The sequence below is a fragment of the Spirosoma migulaei genome (assembly GCF_054776855.1).
This window is the reverse complement of record NZ_BAAHBG010000027.1, coordinates 668,515-692,105: the sequence shown is the minus strand read 5'-3', so window position 1 is coordinate 692,105 and position 23,591 is coordinate 668,515. Positions and strand designations below refer to the sequence as shown.

22 protein-coding genes are annotated in these 23,591 nt (G+C 43.2%); 7 read left to right on the top strand and 15 right to left on the bottom strand.

From position 1 onward, the window contains the following. Nucleotides 1-3: 3 nt before the first annotated feature. Nucleotides 4-1,209 (bottom strand): DUF6563 family protein, encoded by a 1,206-nt coding sequence (locus ACYVGO_RS27710; RefSeq protein ID WP_460972046.1) that lies wholly within the window; start codon nt 1,207-1,209, stop codon nt 4-6. A 204-nt stretch (nt 1,210-1,413) separates the two neighbouring features. Here ACYVGO_RS27710 and bioB point away from each other — a divergent pair, with 204 nt between their 5' ends. Continuing rightward, nucleotides 1,414-2,409 carry a biotin synthase BioB gene (gene bioB, locus ACYVGO_RS27705; RefSeq protein WP_460972045.1) on the top strand — a complete coding sequence of 332 codons (996 nt, stop codon included), beginning with the start codon at nt 1,414-1,416 and terminating at the stop codon, nt 2,407-2,409. Nucleotides 2,410-2,505: 96 nt separating this feature from the next. Here bioB and ACYVGO_RS27700 read toward each other — a convergent pair whose 3' ends face one another. After that, a complete protein-coding gene (locus tag ACYVGO_RS27700) occupies nt 2,506-3,267 on the bottom strand; it encodes a hypothetical protein (protein ID WP_142772687.1) in 762 nt (253 codons plus the stop codon). A gap of 163 nt (nt 3,268-3,430) precedes the next feature. On the opposite strand from ACYVGO_RS27700, the gene ACYVGO_RS27695 reads away from it, so the two are divergent. After that, nucleotides 3,431-4,210 (top strand): UDP-2,3-diacylglucosamine diphosphatase, encoded by a 780-nt coding sequence (locus tag ACYVGO_RS27695; protein WP_460972044.1) that lies wholly within the window; start codon nt 3,431-3,433, stop codon nt 4,208-4,210. Nucleotides 4,211-4,237: 27 nt separating this feature from the next. Here the strand turns inward: ACYVGO_RS27695 and ACYVGO_RS27690 are convergent, their stop codons facing one another. From ACYVGO_RS27690 to ACYVGO_RS27675, 4 genes are all read right to left on the bottom strand, one after another. Continuing rightward, entirely contained in the window at nt 4,238-4,966 is a 729-nt protein-coding gene (locus tag ACYVGO_RS27690) for a carboxypeptidase-like regulatory domain-containing protein (protein ID WP_142772689.1), read from the bottom strand. 165 nt (nt 4,967-5,131) lie between these two features. Continuing rightward, a complete protein-coding gene (locus ACYVGO_RS27685) occupies nt 5,132-5,965 on the bottom strand; it encodes a phosphatidate cytidylyltransferase (RefSeq protein WP_460972043.1) in 834 nt (277 codons plus the stop codon). After that, nucleotides 5,946-6,164, bottom strand: coding sequence for a putative signal transducing protein (locus ACYVGO_RS27680; RefSeq protein WP_460972042.1), 219 nt, complete (start codon nt 6,162-6,164; stop codon nt 5,946-5,948). Before ACYVGO_RS27680 ends, ACYVGO_RS27685 begins: the two co-directional genes overlap by 20 nt. A gap of 32 nt (nt 6,165-6,196) precedes the next feature. Further along, nucleotides 6,197-7,078, bottom strand: a complete 882-nt coding sequence (locus ACYVGO_RS27675) for a CPBP family intramembrane glutamic endopeptidase (protein ID WP_142776715.1) — start codon at nt 7,076-7,078, stop codon at nt 6,197-6,199. A gap of 252 nt (nt 7,079-7,330) precedes the next feature. On the opposite strand from ACYVGO_RS27675, the gene ACYVGO_RS27670 reads away from it, so the two are divergent. Beyond that, nucleotides 7,331-8,734, top strand: a complete 1,404-nt coding sequence (locus ACYVGO_RS27670) for a tyrosine-type recombinase/integrase (RefSeq protein WP_460972041.1) — start codon at nt 7,331-7,333, stop codon at nt 8,732-8,734. Between the two features lie 156 nt (nt 8,735-8,890). Here ACYVGO_RS27670 and ACYVGO_RS27665 read toward each other — a convergent pair whose 3' ends face one another. Further along, entirely contained in the window at nt 8,891-9,247 is a 357-nt protein-coding gene (locus ACYVGO_RS27665) for a VanZ family protein (RefSeq protein WP_460972118.1), read from the bottom strand. Nucleotides 9,248-9,943: 696 nt separating this feature from the next. Here ACYVGO_RS27665 and ACYVGO_RS27660 point away from each other — a divergent pair. After that, complete coding sequence (locus ACYVGO_RS27660) at nt 9,944-12,955, top strand: FlgD immunoglobulin-like domain containing protein (RefSeq protein ID WP_460972040.1); 3,012 nt, start codon at nt 9,944-9,946, stop codon at nt 12,953-12,955. Nucleotides 12,956-12,959: 4 nt separating this feature from the next. Here the strand turns inward: ACYVGO_RS27660 and ACYVGO_RS27655 are convergent, their stop codons facing one another. Beyond that, nucleotides 12,960-13,220 carry a DUF5675 family protein gene (locus ACYVGO_RS27655; RefSeq protein ID WP_460972039.1) on the bottom strand — a complete coding sequence of 87 codons (261 nt, stop codon included), beginning with the start codon at nt 13,218-13,220 and terminating at the stop codon, nt 12,960-12,962. A 433-nt stretch (nt 13,221-13,653) separates the two neighbouring features. Between ACYVGO_RS27655 and ACYVGO_RS27650 the strand changes: the two genes are divergently transcribed. After that, nucleotides 13,654-14,730, top strand: coding sequence for an acyltransferase family protein (locus ACYVGO_RS27650; RefSeq protein ID WP_460972038.1), 1,077 nt, complete (start codon nt 13,654-13,656; stop codon nt 14,728-14,730). Between the two features lie 105 nt (nt 14,731-14,835). On the opposite strand, the gene ACYVGO_RS27645 is transcribed toward ACYVGO_RS27650, so the two are convergent. The 4 genes from ACYVGO_RS27645 to ACYVGO_RS27630 all read right to left on the bottom strand — a co-directional run bounded on the left by ACYVGO_RS27645 (nt 14,836) and on the right by ACYVGO_RS27630 (nt 17,139). After that, nucleotides 14,836-15,336 (bottom strand): D-Ala-D-Ala carboxypeptidase family metallohydrolase, encoded by a 501-nt coding sequence (locus ACYVGO_RS27645; RefSeq protein WP_460972037.1) that lies wholly within the window; start codon nt 15,334-15,336, stop codon nt 14,836-14,838. Between the two features lie 149 nt (nt 15,337-15,485). Then, the gene (locus tag ACYVGO_RS27640; protein ID WP_460972036.1) at nt 15,486-16,112 is read right to left on the bottom strand and encodes a hypothetical protein; all 627 of its coding nucleotides are present in this window, start codon (nt 16,110-16,112) and stop codon (nt 15,486-15,488) included. Further along, nucleotides 16,109-16,480: a hypothetical protein gene (locus ACYVGO_RS27635; RefSeq protein WP_460972035.1), complete on the bottom strand. Its 372-nt coding sequence runs from the start codon at nt 16,478-16,480 to the stop codon at nt 16,109-16,111. Before ACYVGO_RS27635 ends, ACYVGO_RS27640 begins: the two co-directional genes overlap by 4 nt. A gap of 209 nt (nt 16,481-16,689) precedes the next feature. Then, nucleotides 16,690-17,139: a hypothetical protein gene (locus ACYVGO_RS27630; protein ID WP_460972034.1), complete on the bottom strand. Its 450-nt coding sequence runs from the start codon at nt 17,137-17,139 to the stop codon at nt 16,690-16,692. Nucleotides 17,140-17,668: 529 nt separating this feature from the next. Between ACYVGO_RS27630 and ACYVGO_RS27625 the strand changes: the two genes are divergently transcribed. After that, complete coding sequence (locus tag ACYVGO_RS27625; protein ID WP_460972117.1) at nt 17,669-19,309, top strand: acyltransferase family protein; 1,641 nt, start codon at nt 17,669-17,671, stop codon at nt 19,307-19,309. A gap of 215 nt (nt 19,310-19,524) precedes the next feature. On the opposite strand, the gene ACYVGO_RS27620 is transcribed toward ACYVGO_RS27625, so the two are convergent. Genes ACYVGO_RS27620 through ACYVGO_RS27610 form a run of 3 tightly spaced genes read right to left on the bottom strand, consistent with a single transcriptional unit; the run spans nt 19,525 to nt 22,186 of the window. Further along, nucleotides 19,525-20,268, bottom strand: coding sequence for a hypothetical protein (locus tag ACYVGO_RS27620; protein ID WP_460972033.1), 744 nt, complete (start codon nt 20,266-20,268; stop codon nt 19,525-19,527). Between the two features lie 15 nt (nt 20,269-20,283). Further along, nucleotides 20,284-21,000: a hypothetical protein gene (locus ACYVGO_RS27615; protein WP_460972032.1), complete on the bottom strand. Its 717-nt coding sequence runs from the start codon at nt 20,998-21,000 to the stop codon at nt 20,284-20,286. Then, the gene (locus ACYVGO_RS27610; protein ID WP_460972031.1) at nt 20,981-22,186 is read right to left on the bottom strand and encodes a hypothetical protein; all 1,206 of its coding nucleotides are present in this window, start codon (nt 22,184-22,186) and stop codon (nt 20,981-20,983) included. Before ACYVGO_RS27610 ends, ACYVGO_RS27615 begins: the two co-directional genes overlap by 20 nt. 380 nt (nt 22,187-22,566) lie before the next feature. Between ACYVGO_RS27610 and dusB the strand changes: the two genes are divergently transcribed. After that, nucleotides 22,567-23,556: a tRNA dihydrouridine synthase DusB gene (dusB, locus tag ACYVGO_RS27605; RefSeq protein WP_460972115.1), complete on the top strand. Its 990-nt coding sequence runs from the start codon at nt 22,567-22,569 to the stop codon at nt 23,554-23,556. The last annotated feature ends 35 nt before the right edge of the window (nt 23,557-23,591 follow it).

The window sequence follows — 23,591 nt, the reverse complement described above, 5'->3', positions numbered from 1 at the left end:
ATTTCAGCGTGTTACCACAGGCTTATCCAGTTGATTTAATCTATCCAGTAAACGGAAATGTTGTAATCCATCTCTTGGATTTGGTAATGTCTCAAATTCGACAAGTAAATCATCGTGGCCTGCCAGCATTTCTGGTAATTTATCTTTAGTTACTCTAAACACGCCACCCGTTTTCATATCGAGGACCAAACAGTCAGTATAAGAAGAAGTGGCTAAGGCACCAACGAGCCCAAATGATGCACCGGTGATTTCGCCCGAAGTAAGGTAGTTATCAATCCATAGTAAATAACGCCCTATACTTTTCACTTTGACATAGCGTCGAGTTATACCGAAATGCTGGTAAGATCTTGTATTGATAAAGAGGTCTTTGCCATTACAGAAGCCAAAGAAATTGGTTCGGGACCAGGAGCCTGAAGGTTTCCTAAGGTCAGCAAAGCCTTTTTTTTCCTCAACCACTAAGGTACCTATCAGTGATGGTCGGTTTTGTCGTAATTCACTGAAACTTTGGTAAATACCAGGCCTTAGTTGACTGCAACGCAGCAAGTTATCTTCATCACTTCGTGTACTGTCATAAGTTGCCCATAGAAGATTCAGGTCCTGAGCAGCTTTGGCAGATTCTAACGCTAAATCGCTGTAAATGGCTGGTACAACATTGGGGTTAGCCAGGAAATCATTGAATTTGAGAAATGCTATGGCTATACCTTGTTTGAGTACTTCTGTTATCGTTTTACTGCTATTCTCGACAATGACATCAGCTTTGAAGACTCGTTCTACCTGTCGGCTGTTCTTGACTGCATTCGAATTGTTCTTAGGCTGCGCGATTTCGATATGCTTTGAGAATGTAACGGCGAGATCAAAACGAGTAGTCAGGGGTGTGCCATTAATCGTAAACTCATGAATAGTCAGTGCATAGGAAGGGAGTTTCTTATCAATATTCGGTAAGGAATTAACTGCAAAATTCGTCAACGAAGGCTTAAAACCATCTTTCAGGTGTATCTCAGCCGTTTTTCCTGATGCATATTGCCAGGCTCCAATATGGCTTAGGGTATCGAGTCGTGCATCAATTACCGAGTCGATGGCAAACAAGCGTCCCTGAGGGCTCATAGTCAAATCAGGCCGAAATAGAAGTCTGATAATTTCGGGCTTCTGGGCAAGTGCTAACCCACTAATAGTCAATAGAACAATAAGGAGGGTAAAAAAAACTTTCATGGTAATGAACTTGTATGGATAGGATTTACAGACTGTGCTTTATTGTATTACCTTTTAAATTAAAGCTACTGAAGCCTAGCAAGAATTCAAAATAGGCCCTGGAGACTTTACTGGGTAGTATATGATTGTCTTTTCTTATTTGCACCAATGCACTCCACTGGCTATTTTTGACCTACTTACTACCTTAATTAATTACCCAGCGCTATGCTTCGTACCGATTGGACCCGGGCTGAAATCGCCGAAATTTACAATTCACCCGTTTTGGATCTGATGTATCGGGCCGCTACCGTACATCGGCAACACCATGATCCACAGGAAGTTCAGGTTTGTACACTGCTTTCGGTCAAGACGGGCGGTTGCCCCGAAGATTGTGCCTATTGTCCCCAGGCGGCCCGCTACCACACGGCGGTAAAAGTTCATAAACTTATGGAAGTGAATGAGGTATTAACGGCTGCACAGCGAGCCAAAGATACCGGCAGTACGCGTTTCTGTATGGGTGCCGCCTGGCGCGAAGTTCGCGACAATAGTGACTTTGATAAGGTGCTCGATATGGTACAGGGCGTCAATGAAATGGGCCTTGAAGTTTGCTGTACGCTGGGGATGCTTACCGAAAGTCAGGCCCAGAAACTCAAAGATGCGGGACTATATGCCTACAATCACAACCTCGATACCAGCGAAGAGTTTTACGGAGATATCATTAGTACCCGCACGTATGACGACCGGTTAGATACCCTAGGCCATGCCCGTAAAGCAGGCATTTCGGTATGTTCAGGCGGCATTATTGGCATGGGTGAGTCGGATCAGGATCGTATTGGCATGCTGCACACCCTTGCCACCTTGCCGCAACATCCAGAATCGGTGCCCGTAAATGCGCTGGTTCCGGTAGAAGGAACACCGCTGGAAGATCAGCCACGGGTATCGGTTTGGGAAATGATTCGGATGATTGCCACCGCCCGGATCATCATGCCCAAAGCAATGGTACGACTCTCCGCTGGTCGCGTTCGAATGAATACCGAAGAGCAGGCCTTATGTTTCCTGGCGGGTGCTAACTCGATTTTTGCGGGGGATAAGCTCCTAACCACACCCAACCCCGATGTGGATGCCGATCAGCAACTATTCCAGACGTTGAATATCCGACCCCGTAAAGCGTTCAAAGATGCGACGCAGCCCGCCGTTGTGTTTGAACAGATACCGGTGTAGCGTGGAGATTGCGTCCAGGTAGGGATGCCCTTAATTTATAATCCACAAAAAAGGGAAGCTGATCAGCTTCCCTTTTTTGTGGATTATTGGTCGTGATTACATGCGCCGAACATATTCGTTTTCGGCAATTTTATCAATCAGCACTTCCACTAAGCTCTGTGCGCGCTCTTTCTTGAGCTCGGCTTTATCTTTCGATTCAACCGTTACATTGATGATGTGGTTGTTGTACAGAACGTGCATGGCACCAGTGGTTGCATCCCAAACGGCTTTATCGCCCACGTTCGAAATGGCTTCGTAGTGGCCTGTACTAACAGCGGGTTCGGTAAGATGCGGAGTTGCTGCTGTTACACCACCATGCTTTGGTTGGTTATCATCGGTCGTATGGTGTTCGGTAGACTCTTCATCACTGACAATGGCTTCTGGGCTGGTTCCTTCCGAACTGTTGACTGTTTCTGATTCGGGAGCTTCTACGACCGGAGCAGCCACAGCTGGCTTATTCTGATATAACTTATCGAAAGCATACTCTGCGTGGTAAACAGATGGATAAGGCTTCGATCCGCCAAAGGAAACGAGAACTTTATTGCCTGTCCATTCAAACTCGCAGCCGTTATGCTCGTGCGCTTCTTCCAGTTTTGTAGCTTCACCTAGATTGAATGTACTGCGGACATACTCTTCGCCCAGAATGTTACAGGGTTCGTCGTAATTGAAGTCGACGGTAAGCGATCTGACACCAGCGGGTCTTTTAGCATAAACAGGACTGGCATCCATTTGGCTAGCTGGGTCGGCAGTGTCGGAACCGGGGTTACTGCAGGCTAAACAAAGTACAGGAAAGGCCAGTAGTAGCGATTTGATTTTCATGGTCTATTTGGAGAAAAGCCAAAATTAGCGTTTTCTTAAATACCATTTTATCCACTCCGATGTTTTTCATCATACAAGTTAGCCGATCCAATAAGCTGCCTAGTCGCTTTCCACGAGAAATTCGACTTGGTTCTGTAGTTTTGCAGCCGAATAAACCGTATCCATGTCTGAAATCGAAACCATTCCTCTTGCTTCTGGTCGTAAAGCCTATTTCGCTTCTGATTTTCACTTAGGAACCCCTTCGCATCAGCAAAGCCGCGACCGTGAGCGCGTTATTGTTAACTGGCTTGACACAATTCGGTCTGATGCTGAGGTTATTTTTCTGGTAGGGGATGTGTTTGATTTTTGGTTCGAATACAAGCGTAGTATTCCAAAAGGATTCATTCGGTTGCAGGGGAAATTGGCTGAGTTAACCGATGCCGGAACACGTATCGTACTCTTTACGGGGAATCACGATATGTGGATGAATGACTATTTCACCCAGGAAATGGGAATACCCGTTTACCGGGAGCCACGTCGGTATACGATCGGAGAAAAACGATTCTATATTGGCCATGGCGACGGGCTTGGCCCTGGCGATTATGTCTATAAACGCCTGAAAACTGTTTTTGAAAGCGGATTGGCCCGCCGACTCTTCCGCTGGTTACACCCTGATCTGGGCATTGGAATGGCCCATGCGTGGTCGCGCCGAAGCCGAATGAGTAATCAGGAGAAAGGAGAGGAGCATTTCCTGGGCGAAGAGCGGGAGTGGCTTTGGCAATACTGTAGAGAGGTTGAATCCCAAATGCACCACGATTATTATATTTTTGGTCACCGACATCTGCCACTTGATCTGGCCGTAACACCTACGAGTCGGTACATTAACCTCGGAGAATGGGTATCTGCCAAAACTTATGGAGTCTTTGACGGAACGACAATGAAGCTCATAGAGTGGAAAACATAAAGACCGGCAAGCCGGTCTTTATGTTTATTAATTTCCATCTTGTAGAATATCCTTTCGGGATACGTTTTCGCGGGGAGCCTTATTGATTTCGCTTCGCCACTCTTTATTCTTCAGATCACCTCGCTTGACGGAACGAATGAAGTTAGCCCAGGCAAAAGGGTTCGTAAAGGCAAACGTGGGTGTTGCAGCGCGGCCAATGACTGACTCTCGACCAAAAAACTGTTGATTGACGAAGTTTTGGTGGTTTGCCAATGCACCCATCGGCATTGTGGCCGCCTGACGCATAATGGCCACGGGGTCCATGTTTTTGGCTAGGTTCTCTCGTTCTTTCTCGTCAGGAAGCTTCAGATTGACGAACGCTTCTTTAAACAGTTCCTCTGTAGCGTAGGGGTAAACCTTTACTTCGGCCAGTGTTTTTACATCTTCCTGCAACGCCACAACGGCCGAGTACGTAAGATCTGTTATACGACGAGGAATAATATGGTATTGGGTTCGGAAACCGACGTAGCTGAAAATAACACTATCACCCGGAAACACAGGCAAGGCAAAATAACCATTGGGAGCGGCTAAAACCCCTTTACCGGCTTTCGGAATGTAAATGTAGGCACCTGGCAACGCATCGTTCGTTTTACCACCGGTGATAAAACCCGTAAACGTTATCTGCCGGTCCTGCCCCTGCGCCCGTGCGGTCGTAAAGAGTCCCGCCAAGGCAGACAACACCAGAATGGAAACCAATAACGTCAACGACTTCTTCATAGACCTACCATCTAAACTATAAAGTAAACGACTAAAAGGCAGCATATGGTTTCGGCTACCCGTATTTTAAGAAAGATTGATTTTACAAACTTACTCAAAAAAAGAGCCATATGGCCCTCAGTAAGCAGGGCAACCTTTCTTTTTAAGATTATTTAATGGGAATTGTTAAGCAAATAGTTTTAAAAAAGTAATGATAAACGGAGCTGCCAGTAACAAACCATCGAAGCGATCCAGGAAACCACCATGCCCAGGAATACTGCTTCCCGAGTCTTTGATGGCAATGCTCCGTTTAAATAGGGATTCAACCAAATCGCCATACGTGCCCGTTACGACAATAATTCCGCCAACGCAATACCACTGCCACGGTCTCAACTCAGGTGCCCAAAAGGTTAATCCCAGAGCAACTACGCCAGCCGCGATGGCTCCGCCTACGCTGCCCTCCCAGGATTTTTTCGGCGATACGCGTTCGAACAGTTTTCGACGACCAAACTTGGTCCCGGCAAAATAAGCGCCGATATCACTGGCCCACAGCAACAACAGACAACCGGTGATAATAGCCGGATGGTAGGTTCCCCCTTGCAAAGCCAGAATAATCAATAGAGCGAAGGGCATCGCCACGTATATGATTCCCAAAAACGTGAAACCGATGTTGGTAAACGGTTTCATGTCCCGCTTTTTATAAAGTTTGATCAGGAAAATCATCGACGAAGCCGGACATATCAGAAAGTAATTGCCCGTACTGATCTGATCCGTTTCAACAAAATAAGCCAGTATGCAAATCATACAGCCAACAACGGTACCATAGGCCGTCAGGGGTTCAAAGCCATCTAGACCAAGTAAACGGTAAAATTCACGCTGGGTGAGTGCACTGACTACACAAAACAGCAGCGCAAACGTCCAGGCGTCGTACCAGATCATAAATAGAATAAATGGAACGCCAGCCACAGCCGCAATTACTCGTTGCTGGAGGTTCGAAAGGTTAGCTAAACGTTGCTTCATTCTCTAAAATTACTTTAGCCAGAACCGTGTCCTTAGCCAATACGTGAACCTCAACTTTACCCCACCCATCAACCGGGTAACTGCTGCTTTGTTTATTAACAACCACTGCTGGGATGTCGTGTTCCAGTAAAATGGCTTTCGCCAACTCGGCCCGGTAGGGTAGTGGCGTAACGTAAATTGATTCCCAGGTTTCAGTCATTGTTTTGTGCAGAGAGACGCAACTATATAGCGCTACGTTGGCTCAGAATTTACCTTCTTAAAATAATATAACAATCCCGTTGTAACCACTAACGCGACTAATGATCCCAACACGGGTACAGACTCTGTACTTTCAATATCTACTGAAGTCATTTCACGTTGGTGTAGGTAAACCATTAATACAGTAAACCCATTATTGACAAAATGGGCTAAAATTGATACCCAAAGGTTTCCAGACCACAAATACAAATAGCCAAACAAAGCACCGAGCAGCATTCGGGGAAAAAATCCGAGAAATTGTACGTGAATGGCACTGAACAAAGCCGCTGCCAGCCAAATGCCTACATGTGGATTACCTGTCCAGTAACTAAAGTTGCGTTGCAGAATACCCCGAAACAACGTTTCCTCACCTATAGCTGGGATGATTGCAATGACGATAATGGCTACCAGTAGTTGCCCCGTTGTTTTAAAGGTGGTTAGTGACTTGGTGAGACCTGCCAGCTTTTGTTCCTGATCGCGCATCCATTTTTCAAGAGGAGCAAGGGTTTCGGGTAGATGCAGATGCTGGTTCCACTCAATAACCAGGCCATCGAAGGGCATAAAGGCAATCACAATCAGCACAACTAAGCCTAATCCGACAACTGCCGAGATAGGCCGGGTGTTAAATTGATCCCATGTACGGTGCTCAATGCTATACCAATAAACCAGGGCGGGCAGGAAAAACGTGCCGAGGTGATTGATTGCCTGAAGCAGCATAAGCTCATACCAACTGGCAGGCGTTCCAGTTGGGTTAATTGCCAGCTCTTTTAAATAGGATTGGATTTGCGTAAAGTCCATCCCCTTACTCAATCCTAAAATACCGAGTAAAATATAGGTGCTTATAACACCTCCAATGAGTATAAAGCCAACGAGCATGGTCAGCCCGCCGATTGTGGGTGGCCGCGCTCTGGACGCTTCTTGAGAGTGGACTGGATGCATATTTTCGGTAAATATATGCATTACTGCTTAGTTCCCTGTTTGGCTTTTGCCAAATCCCCGAATTTTCCAGGAAATGCCACTTTTAGGCTCGTATCCCGCAACTCTGTTTCTGGTTTATTTCTATGCATTTCCTGTAATTTCCTTAAAAATATTTCAGTAACGTTTCAGTCGGAGTTATCTTTGTAAGTAATGGCCCGGCTGACATTTAATGTAGAACTTAATAGCAAGCCCGATCGATCAGGTCGGTCGCAGGTTATGGTGCGTCTTCATCAGAAGGGACAAAAGCCTGGCAGGGTTCTAACGACAGTAAAGATAGAGAATGCGGTCAGATTCTGGGATGCTGAGCTACTGAAAAAGGAGAAGGAGAAGAATCCGGCTACCGATCGGAAGGTGGTTTGGGGCAAGTGGGTCGTTAAGCATCCCAAACGCGAAGTGCTTAACGAGGAGATCCTTCAGGAGTATGAGCGCATAAAAAAACAGGCTACCGAGTGGCTCAACGAATTCCCTTATCTAACCCCAATGTTACTGGCTGAACGCTTCCGGGAGGGTGTGACTGATCAATACTTTCCATTATTGGATGAAGTCCTAGAGCAGATAAAAGAGCAGGCTTACACAACCTATGCCTGTAAACTAAGCGCTAGAACGCTATTTAAAAGCTTCCTAGGAAATAAGGCAGATGGCACTTACCTGCAAAGTGTTACGCCAATCTTGGTGCGTGAGTTTCGGGACCATTTGAAAAGTAAGGCCTGGAATTCACGGGGAGATAAGCGAAAGGCGTCAACCATCAATGAAATTATCGGTCGGCTAAATAATCTGCATGAACAGGTTCTTATTAAGAAGGGGCTTTCTGAGAAGCAGGCCGCTTTACAATCGCCCTGGACCGAAATTGAAGCGTTGCCCGAAGTAAAAACGCCCAAAACCAAATTAACTGACAATACTATAGATGAGATAAAGATTGCTTCGTTTGAATCCAAGCGAAAAGTAATCACCCATGACATTGCCTTTCACATCTGGATGTTATCTAGGGTGCTGGCGGGAGCAAGGATTTCAGATGTTATCAAGCTTCGCTACCGGGAGTTTGAAGTAAACCAGGAAGGGGAGCCGGTTCATTTACGCTATCAAATGTTAAAAACGGGCCATTTGATTAGTTCGCCCGTATTTGAGGAAGCACGATTATTACTGAAACGCTGGTGGAATTCGGAAGCAAAGGCGACTGACTATGTACTACCGTTACTGAACAATTCAGAAGAATATGCCAGGCTGCTGACCCATGAGCAGTACAAAAAAGCCCCTTTTGAAGTGCGACGCAAATTTAGTACAACCCTGAACCACTGGAACAAATCTATCAATGGAGCGCTAAAGGAAATCGAAGCAGGTGCCAATCTATCCAGGCCTTTGCGAATGCACAGCTCCAGGCACTCCTTTGCTGATTTGGCCCTTCGTATCATGAAAGAAGAGGCCAGTCTGACTCTGTATGATATTCAGCTGATGATGGGACACCAAAGCCTCAAAACAACTGAAATATATACGAAGGATTGGGATGAGCAGGATATTTCCCAACCTATGCAGATAGTGTTTAGGAAGAAAGAGTAATCTTGTTCTATGGAAATTTTTCAAGAACTGCTTTTATCCTTGGGCTTTACTGAATTGCCTAATTGCCCACGGTGTAGCACCGTGGACATTTCTGTCGGGAACTGTGAAATAAAAAGTGCCTCGAAGTGAGAATAGCTATCGGCTTGATTATTCCTTTTATCTAGACAATCGAAAACCTCTAAGATTGGTAAAAAATGCAGCAATAACCAATCCTACAAGAGAACCTAAAGCCCCCCACATAACATCACTCCAACTAAAATGCCTTTCCGGTATTAAAAGTTGACCTGTTTCAGCTAATATGACAACACCCACCAAAATTAGCCACAATAAGGCCCACCCATCCAACGGCCGCGATTTCCTTGTCGGTAAAAGCCCGGCACAAATTCCCAAAAATACAAATGGAACGCCCGTTCTCTGGTTCTCATGAGCTCGTGTATCTGACCAGCCTGCTATCCACTTTGGTATAAACCAAATGTGTTTTAATTCAGGATCTGGCACCCAGCTTAGATACATAACTAGTGCAATACCAATAACCATTATAAAGTACATTAATCGCATACCTACCTGTGATTGCGTAATAATCTAAAATGCCTCCAAAAATATTCAATGGTAGTCAGCTATATATTAAAAACAACCAATTAAGGACAAATAAACCTTGTTTCAATAAATCTGAACCCAAATAATATTAGTAATGATGACGATGAATATGGGTTATTGGTATGGGCTTCGCCATTGAAGTACTGAGTGGTTCTTTCAGCACCTTAGGCTTTTGCCTACTCAACAATATTCAGTTGCCAGGTAGTTTTGGCCACTTAAAGTCAGCTCTGTGTCGACTCCCGGAGCCTGGTGGCCTTCAACCCACGTCCGATATCGGATAAGTCCAATGCCTGTTACATGTTCGGTTTCAAGCATGTATTGGCCGATATACTATCTATGCGATTCATGATCTAGAAGCCAATTTCGAAGAAATGAGCGGTACAAAATGAAAAAACATCATCCTCGACGAGCACCGTAAAAAGACGTTCAGCTTGTATTTCAGCAATAGGGATTTGATAACGAATTCTGGGTGTGCAGAAACAACCCTACAAATCGGATGTGAACAACAATGTATATAGTTCCTATCAATCCAATGTTGTGCCATTAACAAGACAATCATGAATCCAGTTACTTTTCAAACAGATTCGTTAAAGACACCAATGATAATTACCTATGAGAGTACTCTTGATTCTCCTCTTCGCCTGGGCTCAAGCAGTTGCTCAGAAGCCTGTTGCTCCTAAATCTGGCGCTTTGAGTAGCCAGAATAAGAAAAATGATACCCTGGAACAAAATGCAAATTCTTTTGTCCTGGATCAAGCAGCCAACGTTTCAGCTGGTGTCTATGACTCCAAGGGTATATTAGTAAGAACACTTTTTTCAGGAATACGCTATTCGGCAGGAAGACACAGATTAGAGTGGGATCGAAAGGATGATTTCGAGGTACCAGTGCCTGAGGGTAACTACCATATCCGAGTGCTTTCCAATAATGCTACCTACACCTGGGAAGGGGTAATCGGGAATACGTCAATCTCTTTTACTGGAGCGGGTGTACATCGAGGTTGGTATCCCCCTAGCAGTTTAGTTATAGCAGGTGATACAGCCTTTTACTGTAACATGTATCAGGAAGGCAACCTGCCACTCAATCGATTCCTGTTAAGTAATCCCCAAAAGAATTTACCAATGAATTTATTTCTAGGCAATAATGGTATTGAGTACAATGCAACGGATGGAAACAATGTCTATTGGACTCAGTTCGATCCCTTTTATAAAAGAAACGCTAACCCAAATAGCGTTAAGAGTTTTGTATTTGCTACTAATATAAAAACTGAGAGCCCGGTTAGCTTTTCAGCAGGTATCTCCGTTAAAATTACCTATAACCCGACCTTTTCCAGTACTATTGATACCAGCACAAAAATAAATGATAGAATATCGGGTATTGCCGTACAGAAAACAGGAAATTATCTTTTTACGACTCATCCTACTAGAAATGAAATCCATGTCCTCAATAAGCTGACTGGTGCATTATACCAGACGATTATAAGCATTAAAGAACCTCAAAAGATTGCTTTAGAAGGGGATAATAGTTTATGGATTATCTCGGCAACCAATACAGTCCAAAAATTCACCGTTAATGCCGACGGTACAGTAGGTAGGAATGTATTATTAAGTTTATCGGGTTTAGTCAATCCGATTGCAATTGCTGTTTCGCCTGATAAAAGTACTGTGACAATATGTGATGCAGGTGCAAGTCAACAAGTGAAAGGTTTTTCAACTGCTACTGGTAATCTATCATGGCAGCTTGGAACACTAGGGGGGTATAGAATTAACCCAACCGTTTCGACCAATAAGTTCTATTTTACTGATGCGAAGGGGGGAGGCAATCAATTTACTTTCATAGCCTATGCACCAGATGGTTCGTTTTGGGTTGGTGACACGGGGAATAGTCGAATGCTGCATTATTCAAATTCGCGCGTCTATCTTGAACAGGTTATGTATTTAAACCATCCTTATACCTGTTCTTTTGATATTAATGATTCGACCAGAGTGTTTGCAGGGAACCTGGAATTTAAGGTTGATTATAGCAAATTGCTAGCTCCTGATAACGGTTCTTGGAAGCTGGTCCGGAACTGGGGACCGCAGAGTGGTAATTACACCCTATATAATGTAGCAACTCTTGGGAATGGTAAAACTTACAGCTTTAAGCGGTCATCTGGCAATAGTTGGACTTTGATTGAATTGAATCCTGAAAGCGGTATTCGTAATACTGAGATAACTGTTCCGATATGGACCGTTTTCGATAAGGCAGGTAATCTCTACCGATTGGCGAAATCAAAGGGAGTACAGACTTGGCACAAAAGGCCATTAACCGGATTCTCTGACAATAACCCTGTTTATGGCCAAGAAGTCACCTACGCTTCCACCCCTGTAGCAACAGATAAAGATCCAGTGTATGGAGGGTCACAGGTAAATCCTCTTGCGAGAACCTCTTCGGGACAACTCATTTCCTTTGATGCGGGTGTTGCTGACAACGATGCCAAGTATCATTTGGGGGCGGTAGTGATAGGTAAAACTTCATGGCAATGGAGAACCGCCCGAAGTACCACCCAAAACTATTCAGGCGAATTTCCTCCTGATGGGCGTTATGACACAGGGAATGGAATGAGTGCTGCACATGCTTACGGAGGTGGATTGGCTTTAACAAGTGGGAAGCATATATTCTGGAATTATCATGGAGAGTTCTGGAAGGGATCCCAAACCAATAAATGGAATCACGTGTATGATAATGGACTGTTTCTGGGCCAATTTGGTGTAACTAGGCCGGAAACAATGGGGGTGATTTCTGCTCCCGGTATGGCTGGAAATGCGCTATACCCAGCCCTTTTGGCCATAAATAATAATGTAATCTACATTTGGCATGGTGATGAGAATGATCACAGTGGACTACATCGCTGGAAAGTCACGGGTCTAAGCACAATTCGGGAGCAAGTTATTTCTGTGAGTTCTGCTTTGCCTACAGCGAAAGTCACCCAAATTGGAGAAAACCTGAATGCTCAACTACCCTATAAATCGACACTAATGTCCGGTACGGCGGGTTGGGTACGCGTTCCTGACGGACCAGATCACTTTGAGGTAGGTAACAAATGGGTAGTACACACCAATAGTAAATCGTACTTAAGAAATAACATCGACTTGTCTGCCGTATTCTGTAGTAGCATTGATGCTACGAATTATGTAGAGAAGGCATTTGGTAAAAGTACTCCAATTTCTAACTGGACCTTAGTGGGCAGTATATCGCTTGAAGGGAACGACGGGAATAGTTCATTGGGAGGTTCCTATTTTGAAATATTTGATAAGTCAAATAAAGTTATTGCCCGGTTTCAACAAACCGTTGTGTATAAAGATGGCCGTCCGAGTCAGATTCTGGGCAATACGGCTGTAATCATAAGTAACGATTCGCGGGCTGCGCTTCAACAAACGATAAATAAATTTCAGCCATTGATGATATTTCGTAGCGGTTCCAAGGTAGCTTTTCAATATGCAACCTATCCAATGATTACGGCGGATATTCAAGATAAAACGGCGGATATAAGTAGCCCAACTAAACTTAGATTAACGTTTTTTAGAAAAGGGCAATCACTTACCTACAGCTTTGATATAAGTAACATGCGATTTATCAGTAAATAACTTATTAAGCTGCTTCCTGAATAATCAACCAGACCTTACCGCCCTGCTTTAAAATCGGAAAGACAAGCCCCTCCAGCTTATTAGTCGCATCACCCGACCGCCAGCCCACTCCTGGACTGTCCAGCGTAGTCACTGGGGCAATGCAACCATTCAATTCTTTGATTGCCCAGTTACCTTCATACACCTCCACCATATCCCGGTTCGGTACGTTCTTCAGTAATAATAGTGTAAATGCTGATCCGATACGGGGAGAATTAAAGCACATCGCTGGAAAGGTATGTGTCTAACAATTTCGTAAGTACTCCGATAGAATATTATCTACCTTTGCACTCGAATACGTTTACCGTTTAATAAATTCTCCTCTTCATGAAAAGTAATGCTCCAATATTGCTCTAATTTTAGAGCACACTGCTGCATCAAAATAATGAACTCTCCTCTAGCTCTTCCCTTTATTGCTTTGGGATTTGGGCTCTTTCTAATTTATCTCTACCGGAAAGTGACATATAAGGATTACTTTACGGTTTGCAACGCCAAATACGCCGACCGTATTCCGCGCTCCAAATTCATGAAATCAATATACGGTTTTTTACCTATAAAGGCATAACATTAAAACCTATGTAGACATACATTAAAAATCTAATTTTCTTGACATCGGATTTGCCAGTTAATAACCTCCACATCACATTACTTATTAATTAATGAATAGAATTAAGAGTATTGATGGCCTTCGGGCCATTGCAATTTGTATGGTGTTACTAGGCCATACTAGCGAGCAAATGCCCTCATTTATTACAGACAATTTTATTTTTAGAAGTCTATCTAACGGATCGCTTGGCGTCAAAGTCTTTTTTGTTATTAGCGGCTATCTAATAACTAAACTTCTTCTTGCTGAAAAGGAAAAACAAGGTAATATTAACATAAAATACTTTTATCTGCGTCGTATTTTTAGAATTTTCCCTGTATTCTATCTATATATTCTTACAATCTTATTGCTTAAGTGGTTTGTTTTTTCAGAAATATTTAGTAGTTATTATTTAGTCATTTTAGCTAGTTTATATTTATGGAATTATAAACATTTTTTTTCTTATTCGAGTATGCCCAGCGATAATGGGAACTGGTTTTTTGGTCATTTTTGGTCATTGTCTATGGAAGAACAGTTTTATCTTTTATGGCCAATAACTTTTCAAAAGCTCCGCAAAGAACGCTTAATTCAACTTGTTACAGCAATACTGATTGTCATGCCGCTGATTAGGCTAGCTACTTACTTTTTTATGCCAAATAGCCGTGGCCAGATTACTATGATGCTACAAACTGGGGGAGATGCAATTTTGACTGGTTGTCTAGGAGCTTTGTTAGAACCCAAGATTTTGGCATCGAAGCGAATATCGTTTATCGTAAATAATAATTTGCTAATGTTCTTTATAGTTTTAATCCTTTTTTTGCCGATCCCTTTATTAGATAAAAGAATGCTAGGTGGATATAATATGTTAATAGGGCCAACTCTAAAAAACATAATTATTCTTCTTATTTTATTTTGGAGTATTAATACGCCTTCGATTGTGTCAAGAATTTTGAATAGCCGTCCTTTTGTCCAAGTTGGTGTATTATCCTATTCGCTTTATGTGTGGCAACAACTTTTTCTGACTACTAAGATCAATAGTTGGACTAACATATTTCCACAGAATTTACTTATAGTATTTGTTGTTGCCTTTTTTTCGTATTATATGATCGAAAAGCCCATACTGAAATTAAAAGCCAGATATAAGAATGTTTAGTTAATATTCTTCTTAAAGTTTAAAAAGTATTTGGAATATTTATAAAGCTTCTAAATCATAGGGATTTAGAATATTGTAGCATTTCACAATACCAATTTCTTAGTCCTACTCGTACATATAAATAACATCATTACCCCGCTTTTCAGCTCTCATACCCTGTTGCCGGTCGGCACCAAAGAGCCGATGAGCAATATGTACCCATCCCGGATTGCCGTTCCCGTCTGGAAATTCGGTTATCAACTGGTCAAACTTCAAATTCTTTCGAACCCACTGGTAAAGCTCCTTGTTGGATGGGGTTCTGAGGCCATCGCAATCTATATCAATGGCCAGCCCATCCATGTGAGCAGACGTTTTCGATCCATTTACAGCTGTATTTAGTTTTACCGATCGGAAAAACGAGCTGACGGGTAACTTGCCGAACTGCTTACAAATCGGCACATAAAAATCTGCATACACCCGGCACATATTTTTATACTGAGCCGCATTGGGCACGTTGGCGATGCCGTGCCGGATGGCTGTGCTGGATTTTACCGACTCACTATAGGTTAGCAACGGGCCAAAATCGGGGCAGACAATGGGGGAAGTTGCCAGAGTAATAGTAGACATGTTGATTAGCCTTTAGGTAATACGTTTTACAGTGGTACCGAAAACTCACTAGTTATCGCTAATAATGCATCACTTAAGTTTTACCCCTACTAGTAAAATAGTTATGGTGGTTTAGAAAGGCTACTTGCGCATGCAGGTAGCCCTTTTTATTAATTCGCCTGTATCTGCTGATTAGTCATTAACCGATGAATCCGTAAACTCTGATCAGTTAGGCGCGAATCAACGCTTTGCAGCCCACTATCCAGTTTTGCCCGGTAAGCCGCTGAGGTAGCGTCCTGCTTTTCGTAATTTGTTTTTAGGTCCCTGATCTGCGCTTTGGTCGAATCCAGCTGACTTTTCATTTCATCCTGATTGCTGATGGCATGGTTTAGCTTCTGCTCAAAGCGAAGAAAGAAACTAATCCCACCCTCATAGACCGAACCCACGCACCAGACAGTAAACAAAATGCCCAGGATCGGCAGGATAAACCAGAGTAGTCGCCGGTTCAAGGCTTCCCGTCGGCTCGTCGTCAAGGGTCTGATGTAGCCGTGCAAGGCCGTTGCCACCGCACTAATGGCCAAAACGAACATGGTCACCACAGCCACCTCAAAGGTGAACCGGCGCATGAAAAACGTGGTCAGAAAGGTGACCAGGCACATGAATGATAACATATAAATTGGGATGGGTAACCACCACTTCACCTCATGCATACTCATGCAGGTAATCAATAGGGCCACAAAGCCAGTGGCCGTGCTGGCTTGTAATAGTCGGAACAGAATCTCTTCCTGTATCATCATTCTTTCGGTTTAAGACGTGCTTTAATCGTATCGTATACATCCAAACAGGTCTCAATCAACAGCTTGATTGGCGTATCCTGAATTTGTTTTCCTACCGTCTCCATTCCCCCCAGCAGGAAATTGGCCATAAAGGCCAGGCCACTGCCCAGAAACCACCAGTCCCCCACGCTCCAGTGTTTGACGTAGCATAGGCCATAGGTGAATAAGAATCCGGCGATGATCGCAATTAAGGCGCTGGATAAGCCATCGCGAATCGGAACCGCCCGGTTTCTCAGGAAGTGAACGGTAGCCCCACCAAACACACCGAGTAAGAGTTTCATGATCGGCGGCATGGCTGACCAAAAGGCATCAAGGGCTTCTGCGTTCATAGGTACGGTTGTGTTGAGTAAATTTTAACTAGGGCTTTCCTTCAATTCGCCTGAGCACCTTTTCAACCTTTGCCCGTTGCCGTTTGAGTCGATTAATAGGAAACCAGCCCACCGGTACTAATAAGGCTTCTCGAACGTCTTTCACCAATGCATCACAGAAGCCGCTTTTTGTAATCAGCTTTTCATTATCGAGAAATACCCGTCCGTAATCAGTTAACTGCCGATTTATTTCTTCTTTGCGCTGCCTGTTTGATAAACTGTCGGTTGGCTGACAGAATGCTGTCGGTTTCAGCGTCAAGCTGATCATCAGACAGAGCAGCAGCATGAACACTATCTGCTTGCAGGGTTTTGGCTTGTTTAGCATAGTTGATTGTAATTGTGGCCATTGCCGTGTTGATCGTATTCTTAAGCGCCGTTGAATCCTCCCGGAGCCGGGAAACGAGTGTAGCTGAGATAAGCAGATCCTGTTTAGTTACTCGTAGCTGTTTAGCTTTCTGGTTATATCCTGCAAGGGTCAGAATGAAGGTTATTAGTAGGATCAGGACAAGTATGAACGGATTGGCCGTAATCCACCGACTGGCGTTTACGAGCCATTTTAAGGCTGTATTGGCCAGCCAGTAGCCAAAGCGGGAAAAGAAAAGCTTTGTCGTCGTTAACATTGTCTTAGTATCTTGCAATCGACAAAATAATACGAGTCAAAATCCCGGTTGGAGGCTTCTGATCGGGATTTTTAGTTTGGAGAACAGTTTTTGCCGAATAATAAATTGTCTACACAGCCTTAATAGGCTTTTACATGCCAGAATGTTGATTTTGGCCTACCTTCGTCCAGTACCAATTTCTTGATTGTGTTAAAATGAAAGTACTTAGTAAAAATAGATAATATTTATTGAAGATAAAATATTATAAATATTATCTATTAAATTATTTATGACCTATAAAACACCATACTTTTTAAGAAATATCTTTTATGAATAGAATGAATTTTAGGTATGATATTAATGCACTTCGAGCAATTGCTGTAGTTGGTGTTATTCTATTTCACTTCAAGGTCCCCTATCTTAATGGTGGATTTTCTGGGGTTGATGTTTTTTTGTCATTTCGGGATATTTAATGACAAAAATTATAATCACTGGAATCAATAAGGGTTCGTTTTCAATCCTTGAATTTTACAGTAAACGTGTACAATGAATCATACCAGCACTCCTTTTTCTTATTATATGTTTAATTACTCTCTGCTTTTTTATTTATTTTCCAGTTGACTATCACCAAATTGTTAAGAATTCCACTGCAAGCCTATTATTTTATTCTAATATTCTATACAGTTTTCAAAGTTATTTTGATCCCGCATCAGACACCAATATGCTTTTGCATACCTGGTCATTATCTGTTGAATGGCAATTTTATTTACTACTTCCATTAGTTTTAGTTTTTGTAAATAAACTTTTCAGGCCAAACCCGAGAACCTATCTTTTGCTTTTTACCATTGCTACGTTTTTAATTTTTATTGCCTCTGCAATAATTAGCAAAAAATATCCTACCTATTCATTTTATCTACTTCCCACAAGATCATGGGAAATGCTTCTGGGTGGTGTTGCTTTCTTCACCGAAAAATATATAAAGATCCGCCTACCTAAATTAGCCGTAATAGCCTGCTATATTATTTTAGGGCTTGGATTTATTGGCTTAGAAGAATTTATGAGATGGCCCGGAAAATATACTTTAGTACCTACACTGGCCACGTTTTTAATAATACTAGCTAATCAAGACATAACTGCAATTAGGGCAAATCTTTTACATTTCACGGGCAAAATATCTTATTCATTATATTTATGGCACTGGCCTGTCTACGTAATTTCGAACTATATGGGTATGGAAATTACATCTATATCTATCTTATTACTTATTTTAATAACATTCTTATTAGCTTTTCTATCCTTCAAATACATTGAATCAATAAAATTTAAGAATAGTTTAGGTATTCTGGGTAGCACAATAGCATTAGCGACAGTAACCTCATTTTTGAGTTTCAATACAATTAATGAAGTTGCATTTACCAAAGAAGCGTTGGAAATATCAAATTTCAAGGATAAACACATTGACGAAATACACAAGCTTATGAGCTTGGGAACTTGTTATATCTCATTGAATAGCTCAGGTCTTGCAGCTTATAATCAACAGAAATGCCTTTATACTGAAAAAGGAAAGAAGAATTTTCTATTATTGGGAGACAGTCATTCGGCCCACCTTTATCAGTCCCTGCAGGACACCCTAAATAAATTGAATATCCACCTAAATCACGCTTCGGCCAGTGGATGTCTTCCTATACTTAATCGAAAAAATTCTGCAAGCCCTTGTGATGAATTAATTAACTATATTTATTATACATATTTGCCAAAACATGCTAATGAAATTGATGGTATTATATTAAGTGCCAGGTGGAGCATGACTTACTTTTCGAAAAATATTGCTTCTGATCTTCAGCAAACCATCGATTATTTACATAAATTAAAAATAAAAACAGTTGTTATTGGTCAATCAGAAGTTTATAACATTTCCTTTTCAACTATTGCAGCAAAAGAGTATCATTTTGAAGCAAATTTAAGCCAAAAGTTTATCTCACAAGATTCTTACAATACCAATAAGATTCTGAAGTCTAAAATAAAAGATTATTATATTGATATCTTTAACTTACAACATATCCCTAAATTATCAAAAGAACTAATACCTTATATGTTCGATGAAAATCATTTCACTCCATACGGAGCAAAACTTATTACAAAAGATATTCTGGCAAATGAGGTTTTTATTCAACTTCTCAACTCTAATTAATTTTCAACTGTGCGAAATAAAAAAATTAATCATATTCTTAAGCAAACAGAAGAGAAATCGAGACAATCAGGAATGTTTTATTGGTTTTGTACTTGGTTTACAGTGAATTGATTAATGGTTTTTACATTAGAATTTGGGTTATTTCGGTCTTACAGGCTTAGCGTAGTACGGAAGGCCAGCAGCGCGTTATACAGGGCGGTTTCATCAGTCTGCGTCTAGGCTGAGGCTCCGTAGGCTACGCAAAACAGTTTGGCTGTGGTGGCAAACGTATTAGATATTGCGGTATAAGTACCTTCGTAAATAGGGGCTGAATTCGCTATAGGTGTAATGGTGGTATTGTCTGTGCCCGTTGCAATTTGATTGCCATTGGAGAACATTTTTACCGTATTTCCATTTCGGGTTCCTGATAATAGCCCCACTCCACCAGCGGGCGTTGATCCGGCTTTTACCTGCGTTGCACCATTCCCCCCAATTTGCACGACATTCCCACTCCGACTTAATTTAAAGTCGACTGAACTTGGTGCTGTAATATTGGTATGCCCCATATAATAGCCACCCGCTGCGTCAGCCCCCGAGTTCCACACGTGCATGTGAAAATCAGTTGTACCAACTTTTAACATATACCTAGAAATACCATACCGCCCCGATTGATTCGGCGTATAGCCCGTTGTTGTGTGTGCCCCTGACGTATCGTTCTGAAAAACAACCGGATAGGCTGCATCTGTCATTACGGGGTTCAGCAGGTTCAATGCGTCAGCAGCCGCACTCCCTGTGATGAACAGGCGTAGAACCTCTAATTTTTTATCCAGCCCAGCCCCATGCATGGTTGTATAGAAAGCTCGCAGGGCAGTAGCCATGATAGAGGGATCAGCTATACCAGCTGCAATAATATAATTCTCAACCCATCGGGTATTTCCCTGCGTTTTGGGGAACGTCGCCCCTTTAAGCGTAATTTCCATTGCGTTTATTTTGGTTTAAAGTACTTGTTCAAAAATTGGACACCAGTTATGCATGGCGTAGTTGATACCCGTTTGGTCGTAGATGACGGTATTGCCCTGCGAATCCCGCAGGCACCCCCGACTGCCTTGTGTGGGGCCTGATTTGCCGGTTGTGCCGTTAATGCTGTAGCGAAAAACCATACCTGGCGTGATGGGGGCATCAAAGATTAGCCTGACTGTATCTGGTCGAACAACTGAACCCGATACAACATTAGGCCCGGCAATGCTTCCCGAAAGCATAGAAAAGCCGTACCCGCCCGGATCGCTAACCAGTACAGTATCAAGTATCAAGGGTTTGACAGGTACATTGAAGACAGCCTCCAGAACCTTTCCCTGATAGCTCCAGGACTTGAGGTAAATAGGTTTAAAATCAACTCCATCAATCAGGATGCGCTTCATGATATAGCCCGCCAACGCGCCCACTTTTGTGTAGCTGGTCGCATCCAGGTGGATATCATCCACATAGGTATACGGGTACATCACAGGCCCTAAATAGAAGTTTTTCTCCGTCAGGGCCAGATTTAACAGCTCCAGAGCGATGCCAGGGTATACACTCCAAACATTATGCGAAGCGGGTTGGTAGGACAGGACAATCAAGTCGTTTTTCTGTCCCGTAATGGCCTTAACGTCCGTGTTCAGGTCTGATCGTAACTGGCGCAGGCTGGTTGGGTAGCTATAGCGCGACGTGCCCAAAAAAGTAATCCTGCTCGGCTTGCAGCCAGAAAAAACCAGGCAGGTTATAGGTCTTGTTCAGGGCATTAGCGAGTCGAAGACCATTCGTTACGCTCTCTAAAAAACGGCTATAACTGGCCGTTCCTTTCACTAATGAAGCGATAGCTAAGCCCGGTTGTCCAGATGCAGAGGCCAGTAGGTCACATAGTTGATTTGTGTCATTTACGACAAACCCATCGGTAGCTAGTTGCTGCTTGAACATGCGTGCCATGTCCATAGCTGGATCTCCAGCGGTCGAGGCATCAAGGCTATCGTACCGAGTTGCATCAGCATCAAAGGCGTACATATTGGGCCCTTTATGATACGTGGGGATATGGCTGTTTGCAGCTTGCACCAATCCCAATGCGACGCTTAAGCTTTGCCCATAGGTCATTAGGTGCAGTATATCAGCAAAATGGCCATACAGCCGTGAGCTAGAACCTGTAGCACTACTACCGATCGATTGAAGAACCGTTCCGTCAGGCATGAAGACAGATCCAATCCAGCCGTATTCATCTTGCACGATAAATCGATCGGGAAAATCATTCGTGATTGTAATACCATTTATACTAGTAGCAGTAAGATTTCCCGTTACGGCAAGCGATCCTGTTGTGATCGCAGTAGCCACCAGGTTAATCAGCGTTGTAATCAGGGGTGTGGACTCCAGCTTCGTTCCATCTGACAAGAGGACTGATCCAATCCAGCCGTATTCGTCTTGCACAAGGAAACGGTCGGGAAAATCATTCGTGATTGTAATACCATTTATACTAGTAGCAGTAATGGCCTTAAAAGCAAGGTCCGATAGCTGATTGAGCAGTTGCAGGTTGAAGGTCGCAAGTCCATTTTCATCGAAAATTAAACCTGGCCAGCCATACTGATCTTCAATACGAACTTGTTTATCATTATCTACGCCGATCACATCCAACAAGGGTGTGACTTTCTGAAGCGCCAGGTCATTGTAGGGTATTCGGTACCACAAGTTGCCGTTCTTGGCTACCCGATCCCCCACCGCGAAGGCTACAGGAGTACCTGTTATGGATTGCGAGCCGCCTGTAGTGACGTTATAATACCCACCATTCATAATTGCACTTGCATCGGCGGTCAAAGCTGGTGAATTGATAGACGCATTCCAGGGACCGAGGCTAATACCCGCCTGAATGGTGTCCAACGCACCTTTGGCTGTGGCTGCTGAATTCGCTGCATTAAGCTCGCTAATGCTCGTTGCTACCCTGTCTTGGCCTGTGGTGTATGTCGGAGCATTTTCGCTTCGATAATTTCATCTATATTTCAGTAGGATTTAATGGCTCTATTTGTAAGCTATTGATAATTAATTATTTATATCCTATAAAATACATGATATCATATTTTTTCGGTAAATATACGCAATAGGAGTTACGAAGAATGATTTTCGATTGGGCTACCTCCTATAACAGCGGAACCAAACTGACTGGCAAATCGTAATTTGTACATCCTTTAAGTACGGCTTTAGTGACCGTCCGACATAATTAACAGAAAACTGAGTCGGGTTTGAGAACCCATTATTATACAATGGTCAATATTGGCAATATACAACTTCCGGATTTTCCGTTGCTGCTGGCACCTATGGAGGACGTTAGCGATCCCCCATTTCGTGCGGTTTGTAAAGCCAACGGAGCCGACCTGATGTATACTGAATTCATATCGTCCGAAGGCTTGATTCGGGATGCTGCCAAGAGTGTTCAAAAACTGGATATCTTCGAATACGAGCGCCCAATTGGTATCCAGCTCTTTGGTTCTGATGTGGAAACGATGGGTGAATGCGCACGAATAGCCACCCGCGCTAATCCTGACCTAATCGATATCAACTATGGTTGCCCAGTCAAAAATGTAGCCTGCCGGGGGGCGGGGGCTGCCTTGTTGCAGGATATTCCCAAGATGGTTCGCATGACCGAGGCCGTTGTGAAAGCGACTCACCTGCCTGTAACCGTAAAAACCCGACTGGGTTGGGATGAGAGCACGAAGAATGTGGGCGAAGTAGCCGAACGGTTGCAGGATATTGGCATCAAAGCGTTGACCGTTCATGGTCGCACACGCGTCCAGATGTATAAAGGCGAGGCCGACTGGACACTCATCGGGCGCATCAAAGAAAACCCACGCATTCAGATCCCAATATTTGGAAATGGAGATATTGACACGCCCGAAAAAGCACTGGAGTATAAAAATCGGTACGGCGTCGATGGTGTAATGATTGGCCGGGCCAGTATTGGGCATCCCTGGATTTTCAATGAAATCAAGCACTTTGTTCAAACGGGCCACCATTTGACTCCGCCGACTATTGCTGATCGGGTAGCGGTTTGCCGCCAGCATCTCGATTTCTCAATTCGCTGGAAGGGTGAAATTGTGGGGCTTTTTGAAATGCGCCGACACTATGCTAATTACTTCAAAGGCCTGCCCGATTTTAAACCCTACCGAATGCAACTGGTAACGACCGATTCGTATAGCGGGGTGAGTGCTGTTCTGGACGAAGTAGCCGAACAGTATAATGAGGAACTGGTATAAACAAAATGCTAACAACTTCCAGAAAGTTTACACTC

Excerpts from the sequence above, each read along its gene's own strand:
- ACYVGO_RS27670 (WP_460972041.1), top strand. The coding sequence starts at position 7,331 with ATGGCCCGGCTGACATTTAATGTAGAACTTAATAGCAAGCCCGATCGA.
- ACYVGO_RS27630 (WP_460972034.1), bottom strand. The coding sequence starts at position 17,139 with ATGTTAACGACGACAAAGCTTTTCTTTTCCCGCTTTGGCTACTGGCTG.
- ACYVGO_RS27665 (WP_460972118.1), bottom strand. The coding sequence starts at position 9,247 with ATGTATCTAAGCTGGGTGCCAGATCCTGAATTAAAACACATTTGGTTT.
- dusB (WP_460972115.1), top strand. The coding sequence starts at position 22,567 with ATGGTCAATATTGGCAATATACAACTTCCGGATTTTCCGTTGCTGCTG.
- ACYVGO_RS27690 (WP_142772689.1), bottom strand. The coding sequence starts at position 4,966 with ATGAAGAAGTCGTTGACGTTATTGGTTTCCATTCTGGTGTTGTCTGCC.
- ACYVGO_RS27635 (WP_460972035.1), bottom strand. The coding sequence starts at position 16,480 with ATGAACGCAGAAGCCCTTGATGCCTTTTGGTCAGCCATGCCGCCGATC.
- ACYVGO_RS27695 (WP_460972044.1), top strand. The coding sequence starts at position 3,431 with ATGTCTGAAATCGAAACCATTCCTCTTGCTTCTGGTCGTAAAGCCTAT.
- ACYVGO_RS27655 (WP_460972039.1), bottom strand. The coding sequence starts at position 13,220 with ATGTGCTTTAATTCTCCCCGTATCGGATCAGCATTTACACTATTATTA.
- ACYVGO_RS27685 (WP_460972043.1), bottom strand. The coding sequence starts at position 5,965 with ATGAAGCAACGTTTAGCTAACCTTTCGAACCTCCAGCAACGAGTAATT.
- ACYVGO_RS27680 (WP_460972042.1), bottom strand. The coding sequence starts at position 6,164 with ATGACTGAAACCTGGGAATCAATTTACGTTACGCCACTACCCTACCGG.
- ACYVGO_RS27640 (WP_460972036.1), bottom strand. The coding sequence starts at position 16,112 with ATGATGATACAGGAAGAGATTCTGTTCCGACTATTACAAGCCAGCACG.
- bioB (WP_460972045.1), top strand. The coding sequence starts at position 1,414 with ATGCTTCGTACCGATTGGACCCGGGCTGAAATCGCCGAAATTTACAAT.
- ACYVGO_RS27660 (WP_460972040.1), top strand. The coding sequence starts at position 9,944 with ATGAGAGTACTCTTGATTCTCCTCTTCGCCTGGGCTCAAGCAGTTGCT.
- ACYVGO_RS27675 (WP_142776715.1), bottom strand. The coding sequence starts at position 7,078 with ATGCTCGTTGGCTTTATACTCATTGGAGGTGTTATAAGCACCTATATT.
- ACYVGO_RS27700 (WP_142772687.1), bottom strand. The coding sequence starts at position 3,267 with ATGAAAATCAAATCGCTACTACTGGCCTTTCCTGTACTTTGTTTAGCC.
- ACYVGO_RS27645 (WP_460972037.1), bottom strand. The coding sequence starts at position 15,336 with ATGTCTACTATTACTCTGGCAACTTCCCCCATTGTCTGCCCCGATTTT.
- ACYVGO_RS27650 (WP_460972038.1), top strand. The coding sequence starts at position 13,654 with ATGAATAGAATTAAGAGTATTGATGGCCTTCGGGCCATTGCAATTTGT.
- ACYVGO_RS27620 (WP_460972033.1), bottom strand. The coding sequence starts at position 20,268 with ATGGAAATTACGCTTAAAGGGGCGACGTTCCCCAAAACGCAGGGAAAT.
- ACYVGO_RS27710 (WP_460972046.1), bottom strand. The coding sequence starts at position 1,209 with ATGAAAGTTTTTTTTACCCTCCTTATTGTTCTATTGACTATTAGTGGG.